Raw genomic sequence first — 17,145 nt, forward strand, 5'->3', positions numbered from 1 at the left:
GTTCCTCTCCTTGTCGGCCGAATAGGCCGGCGGTTCAAGCCCCCGGGGCGGGTGGCCTGGGGACGCTTTGCCCCTCTCATCATGCCGGATGACCCGGCCCTGCCAGCAGGTACAAGTCTGACGCACCGAACTGGCCCCGCCCACGGCAGGGGCCCGTTCGGACGGTGAATTCGCCGGGGGAAGAGCGAATGTCGCATGCGCCGTTTACGCTGGCCGGGTGGCCAACGGGCGCATGGCGCGCGTGCGGTGAAGCAGGAGAAAGTGAGGGCCACCCGGGTGAACGCACGTCAGGATTCCGCTGAGGGCGAACGGGGCAAGGCCGGACGGGTGAGCCCGCCCCCGGCCGAGGCCGCCGAACGGCCCCGGGCCGCGGGGAGCGGCGCCGGGCCGGAGAGCCGGCTGGCCATGGTCCGCCGGGCCCGCAGGATCTACCGCGCGCTGGGCGAGGTGTACTACTACGCGCATCCCGAGCTGGACTTCGACAACCCCTTCGAGCTGCTGGTCGCCACGGTGCTCTCCGCCCAGACCACCGACCTCAGGGTCAACCAGACCACGCCCAAGCTGTTCGCCGCCTACCCGACGCCCGAGGACATGGCGGCGGCCGAGCCCGAGGTGCTGGAACAGCTCATCCGCCCCACGGGCTTCTTCCGCAACAAGGCCAAGTCCCTGATCGGCCTCTCCACGGAACTGCGCGACCGCTTCGACGGCACGGTCCCCGGCCGCCTCGAAGACCTGGTCACGCTCCCCGGCGTGGGCCGCAAGACGGCGCACGTGGTGCTGGGCAACGCCTTCGGCCGCCCCGGGATCACGGTGGACACGCACTTCCAGCGGCTGGTCAGGCGCTGGAAGTGGACGGATCAGCAGGACCCGGTGAAGATCGAGGCCGAGGTGGCCGAGATCTTCCCGCGCAAGGACTGGACGCAGCTCTCGCACCGCGTGATCTTCCACGGCCGGCGCATCTGCCACGCCCGCAAGCCCGCCTGTGGCGTCTGCCCCATCGCGCATCTCTGCCCCTCCTTCGGCGAGGGCGAGACGGATCCGGAGAAGGCGCGCAAGCTCCTGAAGTACGAGATGGGCGGGCAGCCCGGCCAGCGGCTCAAGCCCCCGCCCGACTATCCGGGCCGCCCCGCGCCGCCGCTCGGCGCCGCCACGGCCGGCTGACGGCGCCTCGGGCCGGCCCGTCCCCGGCCCGACAGCAGCCACCCGACCCCTGCCGAGGGAGCCCTCCGCCATGACCAGCGCCCATGAAGCCGCCCCGTTCCGGGAGCCGGGCGGCTCCGCCCCCGCTGCCCTGCCCGACGGGGGGCGGGTCGAGCTGCCCGACTGGCTGACGCCGCTGGCCGAGGCGGCGCGCACCATCGAGCCGAGGCAGCTGAGCGACTTCCTGCCGCCGGCCGACGGCGGCCGACCGTCCGCCGTGCTGGTGCTGTTCGGCGAGGGCGCGGAGGGGCCCGAGCTGCTGCTGCTGGAGCGGGCCAGCAGCCTCCGCGAGCACGCCGGCCAAGCCTCGTTCCCCGGCGGCTCGTTGGACCCGGAGGACGGCGATCCGGAGGGGGACGGGCCCTGGCGCGCCGCGCTGCGCGAGGCCGAGGAGGAGACGGGCCTCGATCCGGCCGGCGTCCGGATCTTCGCCACGCTGCCCCGGCTCTACATCCCCGTCAGCCGTTTCGTGGTCTCCCCGGTGCTCGGCTGGTGGCAGAAGCCGACGCCGGTGGCGCCTGTCGACCCGGCGGAGACGGCCCGCGTCTTCACCGTCCCCGTCGCCCGGCTGGCCGATCGGGAGCACCGCGCCACCGCGGTCCATCCCAGCGGCTACCGGGGCCCCTGCTTCCTGGTCGCCGACATGCTGGTCTGGGGTTTCACCGCCGGCGTCATCGACCGCATCCTGCACTACGCGGGCTGGGAGCTGCCCTGGGACGAGGAGCGCGTGGTCCCGTTGGATCACTCGGCATGAGCGCCGCCCGGCCGCGTGAGACCGTGGCCGGGTGAACGCGGTGGACATCCTGCTGGTGCTGACGGCGGGCTGTCTCGCGGCCGTCGGATATCGGCGGGGGCTGCTCGTCGGGCTCTCCTCCGCCCTGGGCTTTCTGGCCGGCGCGCTGCTGGTGAGCTGGGCGCTCAGCCCGCTGTGGCCGCTGTGGCCGAACGACATGGGGCCGCTCGGCGCGGTGGGCGGCGGGCTGCTGGTGGTGCTGGCCGCCGTGCTCGGGCAGGCGTTCGCCAGCCGCTGGGCGCGGGGGTTGCGCGGCCGGATCGCCTGGTCCCCGGCGCGGTTCGCCGACGCGGCGGGCGGGGCGCTGGCGCATGTGCTGACCCTGCTGCTGATCGCCTGGGTCCTCGGCTCGACGCTGGCGCTGACCACGCCGGGCGCCTTCGGCCGTGAACTCCGCTCCTCCCGGGTCCTGTTCGGCGTCTCGCGAGCGGTGCCGGGCGCCGCCGACTCCTGGGTCGCCGGAGTGCGCGGGATTCTCGCGCCCTCAGGACTGCCCCAGGTCTTCGCCCCGTTCGGCACCGCCCCCGTCACCCGGGTGCCGCCGCCCGATCCCGCGGTGGTGGGGGAGCCACTGGTACGGACGGCGCGGCGGTCGGTGGTGAGCGTGACGGGGGTGGCGCCCGCCTGCGGGCGCGCGCTGGAGGGCAGCGGCTTTGTCTTCGCCGGCGGCAAGGTGATGACCAACGCCCATGTGGTGGGCGGCGTGCGGGAACCGCTGGTGCGGATCGGCGGCGAGGGGGAACCGTTCCCCGGCGAGGTGGTGCTCTACGATCCGGCGCGTGACCTCGCGGTGCTCGACGTCCCCGGGCTGCCGGCGCCCGCTCTCGGGTTCAGCGCCGGGGACGCGGTCGCGGGGGACGACGCCGTCATCGCCGGCTTCCCGGAGAGCGGACCGTTTGACATCGGACCGGCCCGGGTCGCGGGCCGCTTCCGGGCCAGGGGCCCGGACATCTACCGCGACCGCGCGGTGAGCAGGGACGTCTACGCCCTGAACGCCACCGTCCTGCCGGGCAACTCCGGCGGGCCGCTGCTCAGCCCCGAAGGCGAGGTGCTCGGCGTGGTCTTCGCCCGCTCCCTGGACGACGGCAGCACGGGGTACGCGCTCACCGCCGACGAGGTCAGGGAGGTGGCCGCGCGTGGGCAGGCCGCCGAACGGCCGGTGAACAGCGGGCGTTGCACGCCGACATGACGGCCGTTCGGAAGCGATGTGGGGTGTCGAAGGGGTGTGGTCGAGATCGCGGGAGCGGAGCGTGGGGCTCAGCCGCGCGGGTGTCGCAGGCGCACGCTGACCCAGCGTGCGCGACGACGCAGGATATCCGGAAATCCGATCCCCGGATCAGGCAATGGGCCACCCCGAATGCTACGAGCAGTGCTTCGCGCCCGGGTGGCGGCTCCATTGCCGCTTGGTTCACGTGCCACGTCACGGTATTCGTGCGTCCAGCCCATATCTCGTCCCTGCCCGTGGTCCAAGGTCAGTAACCTCCCGGGAGCGAAGTCCGTCGGAGTATGCGTCTGGCAGTTGCCAACGGACGGTCACCGGGTGGGAACGGGCGGGGTACGCCGGGGGCGCGGGAGGGGGACGGGGCGGCTGAGCGCGGAACGTGCGTCAGCGGTCCGGCTCGGGATCGCGCAGCCAGTCGATCAGCTCGGTGCTGAAGGCGGCCGGATCCTCCTCGTGCGGGAAGTGCCCCAGACCGTCGAAGAGCCGCCAGCGGTAGGGCGCCTCGACATACTCCCCCGAACCCGCCGAACTCCTGGTACGGAGCACCGGATCGAGCGAACCGTGCAGATGCAGGGTGGGCACCAGCACCGGCCGCTTCATCCGCCGGTTGAACTGGATGCCGTCCGGACGGGCGATGGACCGCACCATCCAGCGATAGGGCTCGATCGCGCAGTGCGCCGTCGACGGCACACACATCGCCTGCCGGTAGGCCAGCACATCCGCCGGCTCCGGCTGACGCGGTCCCGACCACGCGCGCAGCAACTCCCCGACCTCGGCGGCCTCGTCGGCGACCAGCTGCCGCTCCGGCAGCCAGGGCCGCTGGAACCCCCAGACATAGCGGCTGGCGGCGGTCTGCCGAGGATCGCGCAGCAGCGACGAACGCCAGCTGCGCGGATGCGGCATCGACGAGACGGCCAGCCGACGCACCAGCTTGGGCCGCATCACCGCCGCCGTCCAGGCGAGATAGCCGCCCAGATCATGACCGACCAGCGCCGCGTCCGGCTCCCCCAGGGAGCGGATCACACCGGTGACATCGAGCGCGAGATTGGCCGGATCGTAGCCCCGGGGGGTGCGGTCGCTGCCGCCCACTCCCCGCAGATCCATGGCCACCGCACGGAACCCGGCATCCGCCAGCGCGGTCAGCTGATGCCGCCAGGTCCACCAGAACTGGGGAAACCCGTGCAACAACAGGACCAGCGGCCCCTCGCCCAACTCGGCGATATGGAACCGCGCGCCATTGGCCGCGACATCACGATGGGTCCACGGCCCCTCCCGAAGGATGACCGAGGAGCGCATCCCGGACTGGTCGGCGTTGCTCATGTGGGGGAGCCCGCACGATCCTGGGGAGCGGGACGCGGGTGCGGCCTGGCGCGGGAGAGCACGGCGGCGGACTCCTTGGCGGAGCGGATGGAGCGTTCCGGCGGCGAGATCCGGCCCAGCTTGACCTTGGCCCACAGCAGAAGCAGCAGGGCGATCACGATATAGAGGCCGCCGACGATCAGACAGGCGATGGCCAGCGGCAGATCCCACCAGTTGCGCAGCCAGAACGCCAGGGCGAAGCTCAGCAGCGGCACCGCGAACAGCAACAGCCCGGCCGCGAGCACTCCGGCGACACTGCCGAACAGGGCACGTTTGACGTCCTGCCGGATCTCGGCCTTCGCGAGTGCGATCTCGTCGTGCACCAGACCTGACAGCTCGCTGGTGGCCGAGGCGACCAACTCTCCGAGACTGCGCCCCTCGTCGGCTGCGCTCATCGCGTTCCCTCTTTCTCTCCTGGCGTGATTGCGGTAGGTGCACGTGACAGTAGTAGTGCCGTGGTGATGCGTCAGTCGCGACACCTCGTCGCCCTGGGGAGTGGTGGGCCACATGCTATAGGGGCGCCCGATCGGTGATCGGGCGCCCCTGAGCGCGGTCACGCGCCTTTCGCACGCGCTTCCCGGGCCGTTCCCCGGGCTGTTGCTGTCGGTCCTGTGCGGTCAATCCTGTGCGGTCGGTCCTGCCGTCGGTCCCGGGCCGTCAGTTCTGCTGTCGGTCCCGGGTCGTCCGTCCCGGCCGTCAGTCCTCGGAGGCGGCGGAGGGCAGCTTGGTCTGGATCAGATCCATCACGGCCGGGTCGGTGAGAGTGGTGACATCGCCCAACTCGCGGTTCTCCGCGACATCGCGCAGCAGCCGGCGCATGATCTTGCCGGACCTGGTCTTGGGCAGTTCGTCGACCGCGAGGATGCGCTTGGGCTTGGCGATCGGGCCCAACTCCTTGGAGACATGCGCCCGCAACTCCTCGATCAGGCCCTCCTCCTGGGGCGCGCCGCCACGCAGGATCACAAAGGCACAGATGGCCTGGGTGGTCTGCGGGTCGGTGGCGCCGACCACGGCGGCCTCGGCGATCCGGGGATGGCTGACCAGCGCGGACTCCACCTCGGTCGTCGAGATGTTGTGCCCGGACACCAGCATCACATCGTCCACCCGGCCCAGCAGCCAGATATCGCCGTCGTCGTCCTTCTTGGCGCCGTCGCCGGCGAAGTACTTGCCCTCGAAACGGGACCAGTAGGTGTCGAGGAACCGCTGGTCGTCGCCCCAGATGGTGCGCAGCATGGAGGGCCAGGGCTCGGTGAGGGTGAGATAGCCGCCGAATCCGTTGGCGACCTCGTTGCCGTCGTCGTCGACCACGGTGGCGCTGATCCCGGGGAGCGGGGTCTGCGCGGATCCCGGCTTGGCGAGGGTGACCCCGGGCAGCGGGCTGATCATCATGGCGCCCGTCTCCGTCTGCCACCAGGTGTCCACCACGGGGGTGCGCTCGCCGCCGATGTGCTTGCGGTACCAGACCCATGCCTCGGGGTTGATGGGCTCGCCCACCGAACCCAGCACCCGCAGGCTGGAGAGGTCGAACCGGGCGGGAATGTCGTCGCCCCACTTCATGCAGGTGCGGATCGCGGTGGGCGCGGTGTACAGGATGGTGACCCCGTACTTCTCGACGATCTCCCACCAGCGGCCGTTGTGGGGGGTGTTGGGGGTGCCCTCGTAGAGCACCTCCGTCGCGCCGTTGGCCAGCGGGCCGTAGACGATGTACGAGTGGCCCGTGACCCAACCGATGTCGGCGGTACACCAGTAGACGTCCGTCTCCGGCTTGAGGTCGAAGACGGCGTGGTGGGTGTACGCGGTCTGGGTGAGGTAGCCGCCGGTGGTGTGCAGGATGCCCTTGGGCTTACCGGTGGTGCCCGAGGTGTAGAGGATGTAGAGCGGGTGTTCGGCGTCGAAGGCCTCGGGGGTGTGCTCCTCGGACTGACGGCCCACCACCTCGTGCCACCACAGGTCGCGGCCCTCGGTCCAGGGGATGTCCTGGCCGGTGCGGCGCACCACCACGACGCTGCGCACCTTGGCGGCGCCGGGGCGGGTGAGGGCCTCGTCCACGGTGGGCTTGAGCGCCGACGGGGCGCCTCGGCGGTAGCCGCCGTCGGAGGTGATCACCACCCGCGCGTCGCCGTCCTCGATCCGGGTGGCCAGGGCGTCGGCGGAGAAGGCGCCGAAGACCACCGAATGCGGGGCACCGATCCGGGCGCAGGCCAGCATCGCGACCACGGCCTCGGGGATCATCGGCATATAGATGGCGACCCGGTCGCCGGTGGCGACCCCGAGCTCGATCAGCGCGTTGGCCGCCTGCGACACCTCGCGCTGCAGCTCCGCATAGGTGATGGCGCGGGAGTCCCCGGGCTCGCCCTCGAAGTGGATGGCGACGCGGTCGCCGTTGCCCGCCTCGACATGGCGGTCCACGCAGTTGTAGGCGACATTGAGCTTGCCGTCCGCGAACCATTTGGCGAAGGGCGGGTTGGACCAGTCCAGCGTCTCGGTGGGCTCCTGCGCCCAGCTCAGCCTCTGTGCCTGCTCCGCCCAGAATCCCAGCCGGTCCTCGGCCGCCGCGTCATAGGCGGCCGCGGTCACATTGGCTCCCGCGACCACCTCGGCGGGAGGCGCGAACCTCCGGCTCTCCGTCATGAGGTTGGCCAGGCTCTCGTTACTCACAACGCCTCCTTGTTCGCCCCGCCACGGTCAGCGGCCGGTGTCACCGCCGTCCGGGGTGACGATGCGAACGAGTCGGCCAGGACAGACGGCCAGGCGCCCGTCGCCACGGCAGTCTCCCGCACGGCGTCAATTGTGTCCCAGAGCACACCCCATCAGTCCCACCCATCTTTGACAAGGCCATCCGTACGCAGCGCGATGAACGGTCAGCCGCTGCGACGAACGGGCGTCGGGCCGCCGTTCGGTGACACTCGTGGCGCCCCTGAGCCGGCCACCTCCGGCCGCACCGCCAGGAACACGGGAGCCCGGGCTCCGCCGTGGTCCAGGACATAGGCCTGGGCCCGGCCGACATGGAAGTACATGCCGCGCAGCTCCAATGTGCCCTCGGCCACCCGCTGGGCCACCCGCTCGTAGCGCCCCAGATGCTCCAGCTGCTGCATCACGTTGCCGAGGCAGAGCGCTTCCAGCGGATCCGACTCCTGACCGTCGTCCAGCCCGGGCGGGGCGCCGGCGGACAGCCGCTCCAGGCTGGGGCGCGCATGCGACAGCCAGCGGCCGAGCGATCCGGGGGGCGCGGACCGCTGCCCCTGGTGCACCGTGTGCAGGGCGCGCATGGCACCGCAGCCGGAGTGCCCACAGACGGTGATGCTGGTGACGCCCAACTCGGTGAGCGCGTACTCGATGGCGGCGCCGACGGAGTCGTCCCCGGACTCCGTGCCCGGTGGCGGCACCAGATTTCCGATGTTGCGCACGGTGAAGAGATCGCCCGGGCCGCTGGAGGTGATCATGCTGGTGACCAGGCGGGAGTCGGCGCAGGTCAGAAAGAGCTGGCTGGGGCGTTGCCCCTCGCGTTCGAGCCGGGCCAGCTCCCTGCGGACCACCGGCGCCGTTCGGCGTTGGAAGTTCCGCAGGCCACCGAGCAGTTGGTCCGGCGACTTCCGGGGGGAGTCGACCGTGCATGCCTCGCCCTCGCCGGCGGTGCAGCGGTGGTTGCGCCAGGACTGCCAGGGCGGGCAGTGGTGCCGAGGCGTCAACTCGCCCCTGGGCTGGGCCAGCTCGCCCGGAAGCTCGACCGTCCCGCCCTGGGAGCGGTGGGCGGCACACCAGTCGTGCAGGGTCTCGTAGGCCGCGTGGTCGATAAAGGTGCTGTCGCACTCGACCGTCACCCGGGCCCGCTCGGGGAGCTGGGTCAGCACCCTGGTCAGCCTGGGGACGGCGAGGAACGTCAGCTGGCCGCGCACCCGCACCTGATGGGAGCCGTCCGGAAGCAGTTCCTGGCTGATCCTGGTGTGTGTCAGCCGGTGCAGTGAGACGGCAACCGCCATCGCGATGCCGATCCCGACCCCCTCCAGCACTCCGAACAGCGTGACCCCGACGGCCGTGGCCGCGTAGACCAGCACCTCGCGATGCTTGGTGACGCTGCGGATATGGGTGATGTTCACCATCTGGATGCCGACCACCATCACCAGGGCGGCCAGGGCGGCCAGCGGGATCTGCTCCAGCAGCCCGACCAGCAGGCCCGTCGCCAGCAGGATCCAGCAGCCGTGCAGGATCGTGGACCGACGGCTGACCGCGCCGGCCGCCACATTGGCCGCGCTGCGCACCGCCACTCCCGTCACCGGCAGGCCGCCGAGCGAGCCGGAGACCACGTTGGCGAAGCCCTGCCCGCGCAGCTCCCGATCGAGATCGGCTCTGGGCACCCGGACGCCGCCGGCTCGCTGCCTGGCGGCCGCCAGCTTGTCCACGGCGACGGCGGAGAGCAGCGACTCCACGCTGGCCACCAGCGTGATCGTGAGCACGGCGGCCAACAGGCCGAGCACCGGCCCGTCGGGCAGCTGCGGCAGCGCATGGCTGCTCCACGACGGCAGATCCACCCGGGGCACACGCAGGGACACCAGCCAGGAGACGAGCGTGGCCAGCACCACTGCGGCCAGCGCGGCCGGGAGGGCTCTGCGCGTCAGCCCGCCGGCCCGGCCGGGCAGCCGGGGCCAGAGCAGCAGCACCGCCACCGTCAGTCCGCCGATGGTCAGCGGTGCCAGCTGTGGATCGACCAACTGCCCCGGCAGATCGGCGAGATTGTCGATCGCGGAACTCTCCGGCTCACCGCCCAGCACGATATGCAGTTGGGAGAGGGCGATCGTGGCCCCGATGCCGGCGAGCATCCCGTGCACGATGGCCGGGCTGACCATCAGGGCGGATCGGGCCACGCGCAGGGCGGAGAGCGCGAGCTGGCTGAGGCCGGCCAGCGCGGTGATGGCGCAGGTGGTGCGCCAGCCGTACTGCTGGATGAGATCGGCCGTGATCACCGTGAGCCCGGCGGCCGGGCCGCTGACCTGGAGGGGAGCGCCACCCAGGGCGCCCACCAGGATGCCACCGACCGCCGCCGCCACCAGCCCCGCCTGGAGCGGGGCGCCGGTGGCCAGCGCGATGCCGAGGGAGAGCGGCAGCGCGATCAGGAAGACGGAGATCGAGGCGGAGAAGTCGGCCCGGCGGCGCTCGGCGGGCGATGCGCCGGACGGCGGCGGGGCCCCGGCCGGCCGTTGCTGCTCGGCCGGTGGCTCCTGACCGGGCGGCGGCCCGGACGCGCCGGGCGGGGGGATGGGCGCGGACTTGTCGTTCGGCTGGGTCGAGTCGGGAGTGGGGGCGCAGGCGGACATTTCCGTCTCCGTCCGTGAGGGGAGAAAACCCCGGCGTTACTGGTGTTATGGCATTTACCAAGGCTTGGTAAATGAAGAGTAATGCCACGCAAAGGCCCGTACTAGAGCGCGACCTCGTTTAGCCGTCGAATTACTCCGAAGGAGCGAAAAAGTCATGGGAACCGCTTGTCATACAAACATCTCTAAGGATGAGAGGAAGAGTTTGCGGCGATGCATCGCGAACCGGACAAACCGCTGCGTGATCAACGGGAGGACGCAAGGTGGCCTCACATACGACAAGACTGACGGCGACCCTGGTGGCGATGGGCGCGCTGGCCCTGGGGGTGGCGAGCTGCTCCGCCGAGAACGGGTCGGACCCGGGCCGGGACAGGGGCGGCGACCAGCAGGAACCCGGTCCGGACGGGGGTGGCGACCCGGGCCCGGACCCCGACGGGGACGATGCCGGAGCCGCGCCCCAACTCATCGGCGACGGCTCCACCGCGCTGACCGGCCCCCAGCCCGGCCAGCCGCCGCCGCCCGAGCCGCTGGCACCGGGTGAGGAGCCGCCACAGTTCGTGGTTTTCTCCTGGGACGGCGCCGGCGAGGACGGAAACGAGCTCTTCTCCCGATTCCGCGATATCGGTGAGGAGTACGACGCCGACATGACGTTCTTCCTCTCGGGTATCTATCTGCTGCCGGAGAGCGAGCGCCTGCGCTACGAGCCGCCCGGCCATGTGCCCGGCGCCTCCGACATCGGCTATCTCTCCGACGAACACATCGCCGACACCCTCGACCAGCTGCGGCTCGCCTGGCAGGAGGGCAACGAGATCGGCACCCACTTCAACGGCCACTTCTGCGGACCGACGGGCGTGGCCAGCTGGTCGGTCGACGACTGGCGCAGCGAGATCGAACAGGCCAAGTGGATGGTGCAGAACTGGCGCAGCACCACGGGGTTGACGGACGCCGACCCACTGCCGTTCGACTACGACGAGGAGCTGGTCGGCGGTCGCGCGCCCTGCCTGGAAGGCCAGGAGAACCTGCTGCCGGCCGCCGCCGAGATGGGCTTCCGCTACGACTCCAGCGGCAATTCCCTCCAGGTCTGGCCCCAGCAGCGGAACGGGGTCTGGGACATCTCGCTGCAGTCCGTCCCGATGCCGGGGCGGAGCTTCGAGACCCTCTCCATGGACTACAACTTCATGGTCAACCAGTCCGGCCCCGAGAGCGGCGACCCCGCCATGTGGCCCACCTGGCAGGCCCAGATGCACGACGGGCTGATCGCCGCCTTCGACCGCGCCAACGACGGCAACCGCGCGCCGCTGATCATCGGCAACCACTTCAACCAGTGGAACGGCGGCATCTATATGGACGCGGTGGCGGATGTGATCACCGAGCTGTGCCCACGCGAGGGCGTGGAGTGCGTGTCCTTCCGGCAGCTGGTCGACTGGCTGGACGCCCAGGATCCCGAGGTGCTGGAACGACTGCGCGGCCTGGGTGTGGGGGAGGCCCCGCCCGGCGGCTGGGAGACCTTCCTGGCCGACTGACCCCCGAGCCGGCCGATGGGATCAGGCCGGCTGCGGGCTGTTCGCCTCCGACAACACGAAACCGGGGTCCACCTGCGCCGCCAGGTCGGCCCCGGTTCGGTCGTTGCCCCAGCTCGCCGCGTTCTTCAGATGGAAGTGCACCATCTGTTGGGTGTAGCGCTCCCAGTCCCGGTCCGGATAACTGGCGTCCGCCGCGCGGTACATGGCGTCGAGCGCCGACTCGCTGGCCTCCCCCAGCTCGGCGAACGGGCGCCGCACCCCGCGCTCCAACGCCCTGACCCAGTCCGAGTGCCCCAGCGTGACGAGCAGGTCGTCCCCGATCTCGCTCCGCAGGAACGCGAGATCGTCAGGACCCTGCACCTTGTTCCCGATGACCCGCAGCGCCACCCCGTAGTCCCGGGCGTAGTCGCGGTACTGCCGGTAGACGGAGACCCCCTTGCGGGTGGGCTCGGCGACCAGGAAGGTCATGTCGAACCGGGTGAAGAGCCCGGAGGCGAACGAATCGCTGCCGGCCGTCATGTCCACCACCAGATACTCGTCGCGCCCGTCCACCAGGTGGTTGAGGCACAGCTCGACCGCGCCGGTCTTGGAGTGGTAGCAGGCGACGCCGAGGTCGTCGGCCGTGAACGGGCCGGTGGCCAGCAGTCGCGCGGCGCCGTCGTCCAGGGGCACGGTCCTGGCGCACGCGGCGAACACCGGATTCTCCTCGGCAAGCCGCAGCAGCCGCGAGCCGGCCCCCGGCGGGGTCGTCTTGATCATGGTCTCCGCCGACTGGATGCGGGGGTTGTCACCGCGCAGATAGTCCTTGATCAGCGGGAGTCGGGCGCCGAGCGGGGGAAGGGCCGCGGCCTCCTCGTCGGTCAGGCCGAGCGCCACCCCGAGATGCTGGTTGATATCGGCGTCCACTGCGGTCACCGGGACGCGTCGCGCGGCCAGATACCGGACGAACAGCGAGGACAGCGTGGTCTTGCCGCTGCCTCCCTTGCCTACGAAAGCGATCTTCATGTTCATTAGCGTAGTGGTGGCCGAGGGGTGCCCCGACGCACGGAGTGAAGAAGTCCACTCGAACGAGTCGACGATGATCGCTGGACTCGGCCTAGGCTTCGGTGCTATGAGCCCCGGACCCACCTCCGATTCCCAGACCGCCGAGCCCGCCTCTCCGCCCGCCGCCCCGTCGGCCGATCCCCTGGCCGCGCTGGCCGAACTGCCCGGCGTGCCCGCGGCCGTGGCCGGCGTCCGGGAAGCGGTGGACGCCATCTACGGCCACCGTGTGATGCGCCGCCGCAGCCCCGAGGTGTCGGCCGAGGCCGCGCTGCGCGGCGCCCGCGCCTCCGCCGCGCTGGCCGGCGCGGACTGGCCGCTGGAGGAGGTGCGGCGCCGAAGCGACTTCGGCGCGACGGACGACGCGCGAACGGTCGGGGCCGCGCTGCGGCTGACCGCCGAGGCGGGGGAGTCGCTGTCGATCTGGCGGTCGTCCCCGCTGCGGGTGCTCGCCCGTCTCCATCTGGTGGCCGCCGCCGAACCGGCGCCGCGGGCGACGCCGGACTCGGTCGGCCGCCCCCGGGTGGCCGGGGAGGCCGTCGCGGAGCCGGCGCTCGCCGAGCTGCCGACGGCCCCGGAGGCCGAGGAGGTCGCGGCCCGGCTGGAGGCCCTGAGCCGTCTGGTGGTCGCCGGCTCCTCGGCGCCCGCCCTGGTGCTTGCCGCCATCGTGCAGGGCGAACTCCTGGCGCTGCGCCCGTTCGTCACCCACAACGGGCTGGTCGCCAGGGCCGCGGCGCGGGTGGTGCTGGTGGGGGGCGGACTGGATCCCAAGGCGGTGACCCCGGCCGAGCTGGGGCACGCGGAACAGGGGCGCGACACCTATCTGGACGCGCTGGGCGGCTATCTCGCCGGCACCCCGGCCGGGGTCGCCGGCTGGATCGCGCACTGCGCCCGTGCGGTGGAGCTGGGCGCGCGGGAGTCGACGGCGGTCTGCGAGGCGCTGCAGCGCGGCGCGGCCTGACGCCATGGTGTCCGCGCGGGGCCGCCGGCCGGATCAGACGAGGGCCCGGGCGGCGCCCCTGCGACGGTTGGCATACCACCACACCAACCCACCGGCGGTGGCCGCCGCCACCGCGGCCGTCGCCACCAGCGCCGGCCGGGAGGGCATGCCGAGGGACGGAACCCGCTGGCGCAGCCGCACCGGTCGCTCGAACGTCAGCACCGGCCACTCCCGGCTCGCCGCTTCCTTGCGCAGCGCCCGGTCGGGATTGACCGCGTGCGGATGCCCGACCGACTGAAGCATCGGCAGATCGGTGACCGAGTCGCTGTAGGCGTAGCAACGTTCCAGGTCGTAGCCCTCGGACGCGGCCAGCTCGGCGATCGCCTCCGCCTTGGTGGGGCCGTAGGCGTAGTACTCGACCTCGCCCGTGTAGCAGCCGTCCGCCTCGACCATCCGCGTCGCCACCACCCGGTCGGCGCCCAGCAGTTCGCCGATGGGCTCCACCACCTCGGACCCGGACGTGCTGACGATCACCACATCCCGGCCGGCCGCGTGGTGCCGCTCGATCAGCGAGGCCGCCTCGTCGTAGATGATCGGATCGATGACCTGGTGCAGCGCCTCGGCCACGATCTCCCTGACCTGTTGCACGTTCCAGCCGCGACAGAGCGCTGACAGATACTCGCGCATCCGCTCCGTCTGCTCGTGGTCGGCCCCGCCCAGCAGATAGAGGAACTGGGCGTAGGCGGTGCGGAGTACGGCACGTCGGTTGATCAGCCCGCCCTGGTAGAAGGACCTGCTGAAGGTGACCGCGCTCGACTTCGCGATGACGGTCTTGTCGAGATCGAAGAACGCGGCGGTGCGGGGCTGCGGCAGGTTATCCACGCCCCGAGCATAAGGGCCCGCCATTCGGCGTACCCTGGGGCGCGTGGGTTTGCCTGAGAGGGCTCTCGGGTACACCATGGAAGTCACGGATCGTTCGCGACCGTGCTAACCCGGCCCGGCTCCTCCCCCCCCGAGTCGGCCGTGGAAGACGACCCCCGCTCTCCCCCCCGGCGGGGGTCGTCGCCTGTCCGGATGCATTTCCGCGGGTCAGGGCCTTGTGTCGGCTGCTGGATCGACAATGAACGGCTCCTCTCCGCTCCGCCGCCGTGTGGCATGCCCAGGTGAATCTCCTCCGGCGGGCATCCCCCACATGGTAACTCTCCGTGTTGGTTTGCTCTCGGCGCACGCCCGATGTCCTTCGTGCGGGTGACGGACTTTTCCACAGTGGCCTGGTTATCCACAGATTTGAGCCGGGATCCCCATGACTGCCCGGATCGCGTCACCGTGGGGGCGTGTTGTCCAGGCGCGCTCGGCAACGGTCCGGGCGCCCGACGCGAAGGGGCTTGGTCATGGCCGATTCCGATTCCATTCTGATCCTCACCGAGGACGAGAGAGTCCTCGACGATCTGCTGCGTCTGTGCGCCGCCGCCGGCGCTGAGGCCGAGGTGGTGCACGGCCCGGCGCCGTCCGTCGCCCAGTGGCTGCGGGCGCCGCTGGTGCTGATCGGGGAGGATCGCGTCCGCGCCCATCCCCGGGGAGCCCGATGGCCCTCCAGGCGCGAGGGGGTGCTGCTGGTCGGCACGGATCTGGGCGACCACACCGTCTGGGCCAGAGGCGTGGAGATCGGCGTCGAACAGGTGCTGCGGCTGCCCGACGACGAGTCACGGCTGGGCGAGCGCATCGCCGACGCCGTCGAGCGCCCGGGCCAACCGGCGCTCACAATCGGGGTGTTGGGCGGCCGAGGGGGCGCCGGCGCCTCCTCGTTGGCCTGTGCGCTCGCGGTCACGGCGGCCCGCCAGGGGCATCGCAGCGTGCTGGTGGACGCCGATCCCCTGGGCGGCGGTCTGGACGTCCTGTTCGGCGGGGAGCGGACGCCCGGCTCCCGATGGCCCGCCTTCGTCTCCGCCAGAGGCCGCCTCTCCGGGGCCGCGCTCGACGAGGCGCTGCCCACGCTGCACGGCGTCCACGTGCTCAGCTGGGATCGGCGAAGCGGCGTCCGGGTGCCGGTCGAGGCGATGCGGTCGGTGCTGTCCTCGGCGCGCAGGGGCGGTGGCGTGCTGGTCCTCGATCTGCCCCGCGCCGTGGACGAGAGTGCCGCCGAGGCACTGACCCGGCTGGATCTCGGACTGCTCGTGGTCCCCGGCGAGCTCCGGGCGATGGCGGCCGGGCGCCGCGTGGTGGGCGCCGCGGGGGCGCTGGTGCGGGATCTCCGGCTGGTGGCCAGGAGGCGCGCGGCCGACGGACTGCCGGGCGCAGAGCTGGCCAAGTTGCTGAGTCTCCCGCTGGCCGGTGAGGTGCCGGACGAGCGGGGGCTGTCCACGGCCGCCGAGATGGGGGAGCCGCCGGGAGCCAACCCCCAGGGTGTGCTCGCCACCTTCTGCGCCGGTCTGCTCGACCGCGTTCTGCCCACCGCGGGGGTCGGCGCATGACCGGCTCCGACATCTTCGCCGAGGCGGTCGGGCACCCGGCCGAGCTGTCCGGCGGCGCCGAGCATCCGCCGCCGACCGGCCCGCCCCCGCCGCGTGCCTCGCTGGCGCTGCCCGAACCGCCGGATCTGCCCGAGCTGTTGGACGCGGTGCGGCTCCGGCTGGCCGAGGAGGGCGCCGAGCCGACGCCGGGCCGGGTGGCGGCCGCGCTCCGCGCCGACGGGCGGCTCCTGGGCGACAGCGCGGTGCTCTCCGTGGTGCGGGCGCTGCGCTGCGAGCTGGTCGGCGCCGGTCCGCTCCAGCCGCTGCTCGCCGCTCCCGAGGTCACCGATGTGCTGGTCAACGGCCCCGACGAGGTATGGCTCGACCGGGGGCGTGGGCTGGAGCGGGCGCCCGTCCGGTTTCCCGACGCGGCGGCCATCCGCCGCCTCGCGCAGCGGCTGGCCGCCACGGCCGGCCGGCGGTTGGACGATGCCAGGCCCTGGGTGGACGCGAGGCTGCCCGACGGCACCCGGATGCACGCGGTGCTGCCGCCGGTGGCCGTCGGCATGCCCTGCCTGTCGCTGCGCGTGGTCCGCCACCGCCCGTTCACTCTCGCGGAGTTGACCCGGCAGGGCACGCTGCCGCCCGGCGGTGAGCGGGTGCTGCGTGCCGTGCTGGCGGCCCGGCTCTCCTTCCTCGTCACGGGCGGCACCGGCTCCGGCAAGAGCACCCTGCTGGCCTCCCTCCTCGGCCTGGTCCCGGGCCGGGAGCGGGTGGTGCTGGTCGAGGACTCCGCCGAGCTGCGGCCCAACCACCCGCATGTCGTCAGGCTGGAGACCCGCCCGGCCAACCAGGAGGGCGCCGGCCTGGTCACCCTGCGAGATCTGGTGCGCCAGGCGCTGCGCATGCGGCCCGACCGGCTGGTGGTGGGCGAGGTGCGCGGGGCCGAGGTGACGGAGCTGCTCAGCGCCCTCAACACCGGGCACGACGGCGGATGCACGTTGCACGCCAACGCCGCCGCTGATGTGCCGGCCCGCCTTGAGGCCCTTGGGAGCGCCGCAGGGCTGCCCAGAGCGGCCCTGCACAGTCAGCTGGCGGCGGCGCTGTCCGTGGTCTTCCACCTCGTCAGGGACCACTCCTCGGGCCGCCGTGGCCTCGCCGAGATCCACCTGCTGCGGCAGGGCGGCGACGGCCTGGTGCATACGGTGCCCGCCGCCCGCTGGGAGGCCGGGAGCCTGGTCAGGGAAGCCGGTTGGGAGAGGCTGTCCGGCCTCTGCGCGCGCGGCGGGGGCGAGCCGCTGTGATCGG

14 protein-coding genes are annotated in these 17,145 nt (G+C 72.1%); 7 read left to right on the forward strand and 7 right to left on the reverse strand.

Going from position 1 to position 17,145, the window contains the following annotated elements; genetic code table 11:
• The first annotated feature begins 276 nt into the window (after nt 1-276).
• From nth to AOM46_RS13320, 3 genes are all read left to right on the forward strand, one after another.
• Nucleotides 277-1,161 (forward strand): endonuclease III, encoded by an 885-nt coding sequence (gene nth / locus AOM46_RS13310; protein WP_370592696.1) that lies wholly within the window; start codon nt 277-279, stop codon nt 1,159-1,161.
• Between the two features lie 70 nt (nt 1,162-1,231).
• The gene (locus tag AOM46_RS13315; protein ID WP_062210225.1) at nt 1,232-1,954 is read left to right on the forward strand and encodes a CoA pyrophosphatase; all 723 of its coding nucleotides are present in this window, start codon (nt 1,232-1,234) and stop codon (nt 1,952-1,954) included.
• 31 nt (nt 1,955-1,985) lie between these two features.
• Nucleotides 1,986-3,182 carry a MarP family serine protease gene (locus AOM46_RS13320; protein WP_062210228.1) on the forward strand — a complete coding sequence of 399 codons (1,197 nt, stop codon included), beginning with the start codon at nt 1,986-1,988 and terminating at the stop codon, nt 3,180-3,182.
• A 68-nt stretch (nt 3,183-3,250) separates the two neighbouring features.
• Here AOM46_RS13320 and AOM46_RS35325 read toward each other — a convergent pair whose 3' ends face one another.
• The 5 genes from AOM46_RS35325 to AOM46_RS13340 form a co-directional block, all read right to left on the reverse strand.
• Nucleotides 3,251-3,439 (reverse strand): hypothetical protein, encoded by a 189-nt coding sequence (locus tag AOM46_RS35325; protein ID WP_078856766.1) that lies wholly within the window; start codon nt 3,437-3,439, stop codon nt 3,251-3,253.
• Between the two features lie 160 nt (nt 3,440-3,599).
• Nucleotides 3,600-4,535, reverse strand: coding sequence for an alpha/beta fold hydrolase (locus AOM46_RS13325; protein ID WP_062210231.1), 936 nt, complete (start codon nt 4,533-4,535; stop codon nt 3,600-3,602).
• Nucleotides 4,532-4,969: a phage holin family protein gene (locus tag AOM46_RS13330; protein WP_062210234.1), complete on the reverse strand. Its 438-nt coding sequence runs from the start codon at nt 4,967-4,969 to the stop codon at nt 4,532-4,534. The genes AOM46_RS13325 and AOM46_RS13330 overlap by 4 nt, the downstream gene beginning before the upstream one ends.
• A gap of 301 nt (nt 4,970-5,270) precedes the next feature.
• On the reverse strand, nt 5,271-7,232 hold the full coding sequence (gene acs, locus AOM46_RS13335) for an acetate--CoA ligase (protein ID WP_062210237.1): 1,962 nt from the start codon (nt 7,230-7,232) through the stop codon (nt 5,271-5,273).
• 203 nt (nt 7,233-7,435) lie between these two features.
• Nucleotides 7,436-9,886 carry a bifunctional SulP family inorganic anion transporter/carbonic anhydrase gene (locus AOM46_RS13340; protein WP_078856767.1) on the reverse strand — a complete coding sequence of 817 codons (2,451 nt, stop codon included), beginning with the start codon at nt 9,884-9,886 and terminating at the stop codon, nt 7,436-7,438.
• A gap of 302 nt (nt 9,887-10,188) precedes the next feature.
• Between AOM46_RS13340 and AOM46_RS13345 the strand changes: the two genes are divergently transcribed.
• Nucleotides 10,189-11,406 (forward strand): hypothetical protein, encoded by a 1,218-nt coding sequence (locus AOM46_RS13345; protein WP_078856812.1) that lies wholly within the window; start codon nt 10,189-10,191, stop codon nt 11,404-11,406.
• Nucleotides 11,407-11,427: 21 nt separating this feature from the next.
• Here AOM46_RS13345 and AOM46_RS13350 read toward each other — a convergent pair whose 3' ends face one another.
• Entirely contained in the window at nt 11,428-12,411 is a 984-nt protein-coding gene (locus tag AOM46_RS13350) for an ATP-binding protein (RefSeq protein WP_062210243.1), read from the reverse strand.
• Between the two features lie 106 nt (nt 12,412-12,517).
• Here AOM46_RS13350 and AOM46_RS13355 point away from each other — a divergent pair, with 106 nt between their 5' ends.
• The gene (locus AOM46_RS13355; RefSeq protein ID WP_234313762.1) at nt 12,518-13,408 is read left to right on the forward strand and encodes an oxidoreductase; all 891 of its coding nucleotides are present in this window, start codon (nt 12,518-12,520) and stop codon (nt 13,406-13,408) included.
• Between the two features lie 33 nt (nt 13,409-13,441).
• Here the strand turns inward: AOM46_RS13355 and AOM46_RS13360 are convergent, their stop codons facing one another.
• Nucleotides 13,442-14,293 (reverse strand): HAD family phosphatase, encoded by an 852-nt coding sequence (locus AOM46_RS13360; RefSeq protein WP_062210246.1) that lies wholly within the window; start codon nt 14,291-14,293, stop codon nt 13,442-13,444.
• 485 nt (nt 14,294-14,778) lie between these two features.
• Here AOM46_RS13360 and ssd point away from each other — a divergent pair, with 485 nt between their 5' ends.
• Together ssd and AOM46_RS13370 are read left to right on the forward strand one after the other, a co-directional pair.
• Nucleotides 14,779-15,858: a septum site-determining protein Ssd gene (gene ssd / locus AOM46_RS13365; RefSeq protein ID WP_062210248.1), complete on the forward strand. Its 1,080-nt coding sequence runs from the start codon at nt 14,779-14,781 to the stop codon at nt 15,856-15,858.
• Nucleotides 15,855-17,141 carry a TadA family conjugal transfer-associated ATPase gene (locus tag AOM46_RS13370; RefSeq protein WP_078856768.1) on the forward strand — a complete coding sequence of 429 codons (1,287 nt, stop codon included), beginning with the start codon at nt 15,855-15,857 and terminating at the stop codon, nt 17,139-17,141. Before ssd ends, AOM46_RS13370 begins: the two co-directional genes overlap by 4 nt.
• Nucleotides 17,142-17,145 lie beyond the last annotated feature (4 nt).

The organism is Streptomyces sp. NBRC 109706, from assembly GCF_000974485.1.
Taxonomy (GTDB): domain Bacteria; phylum Actinomycetota; class Actinomycetes; order Streptomycetales; family Streptomycetaceae; genus Streptomyces.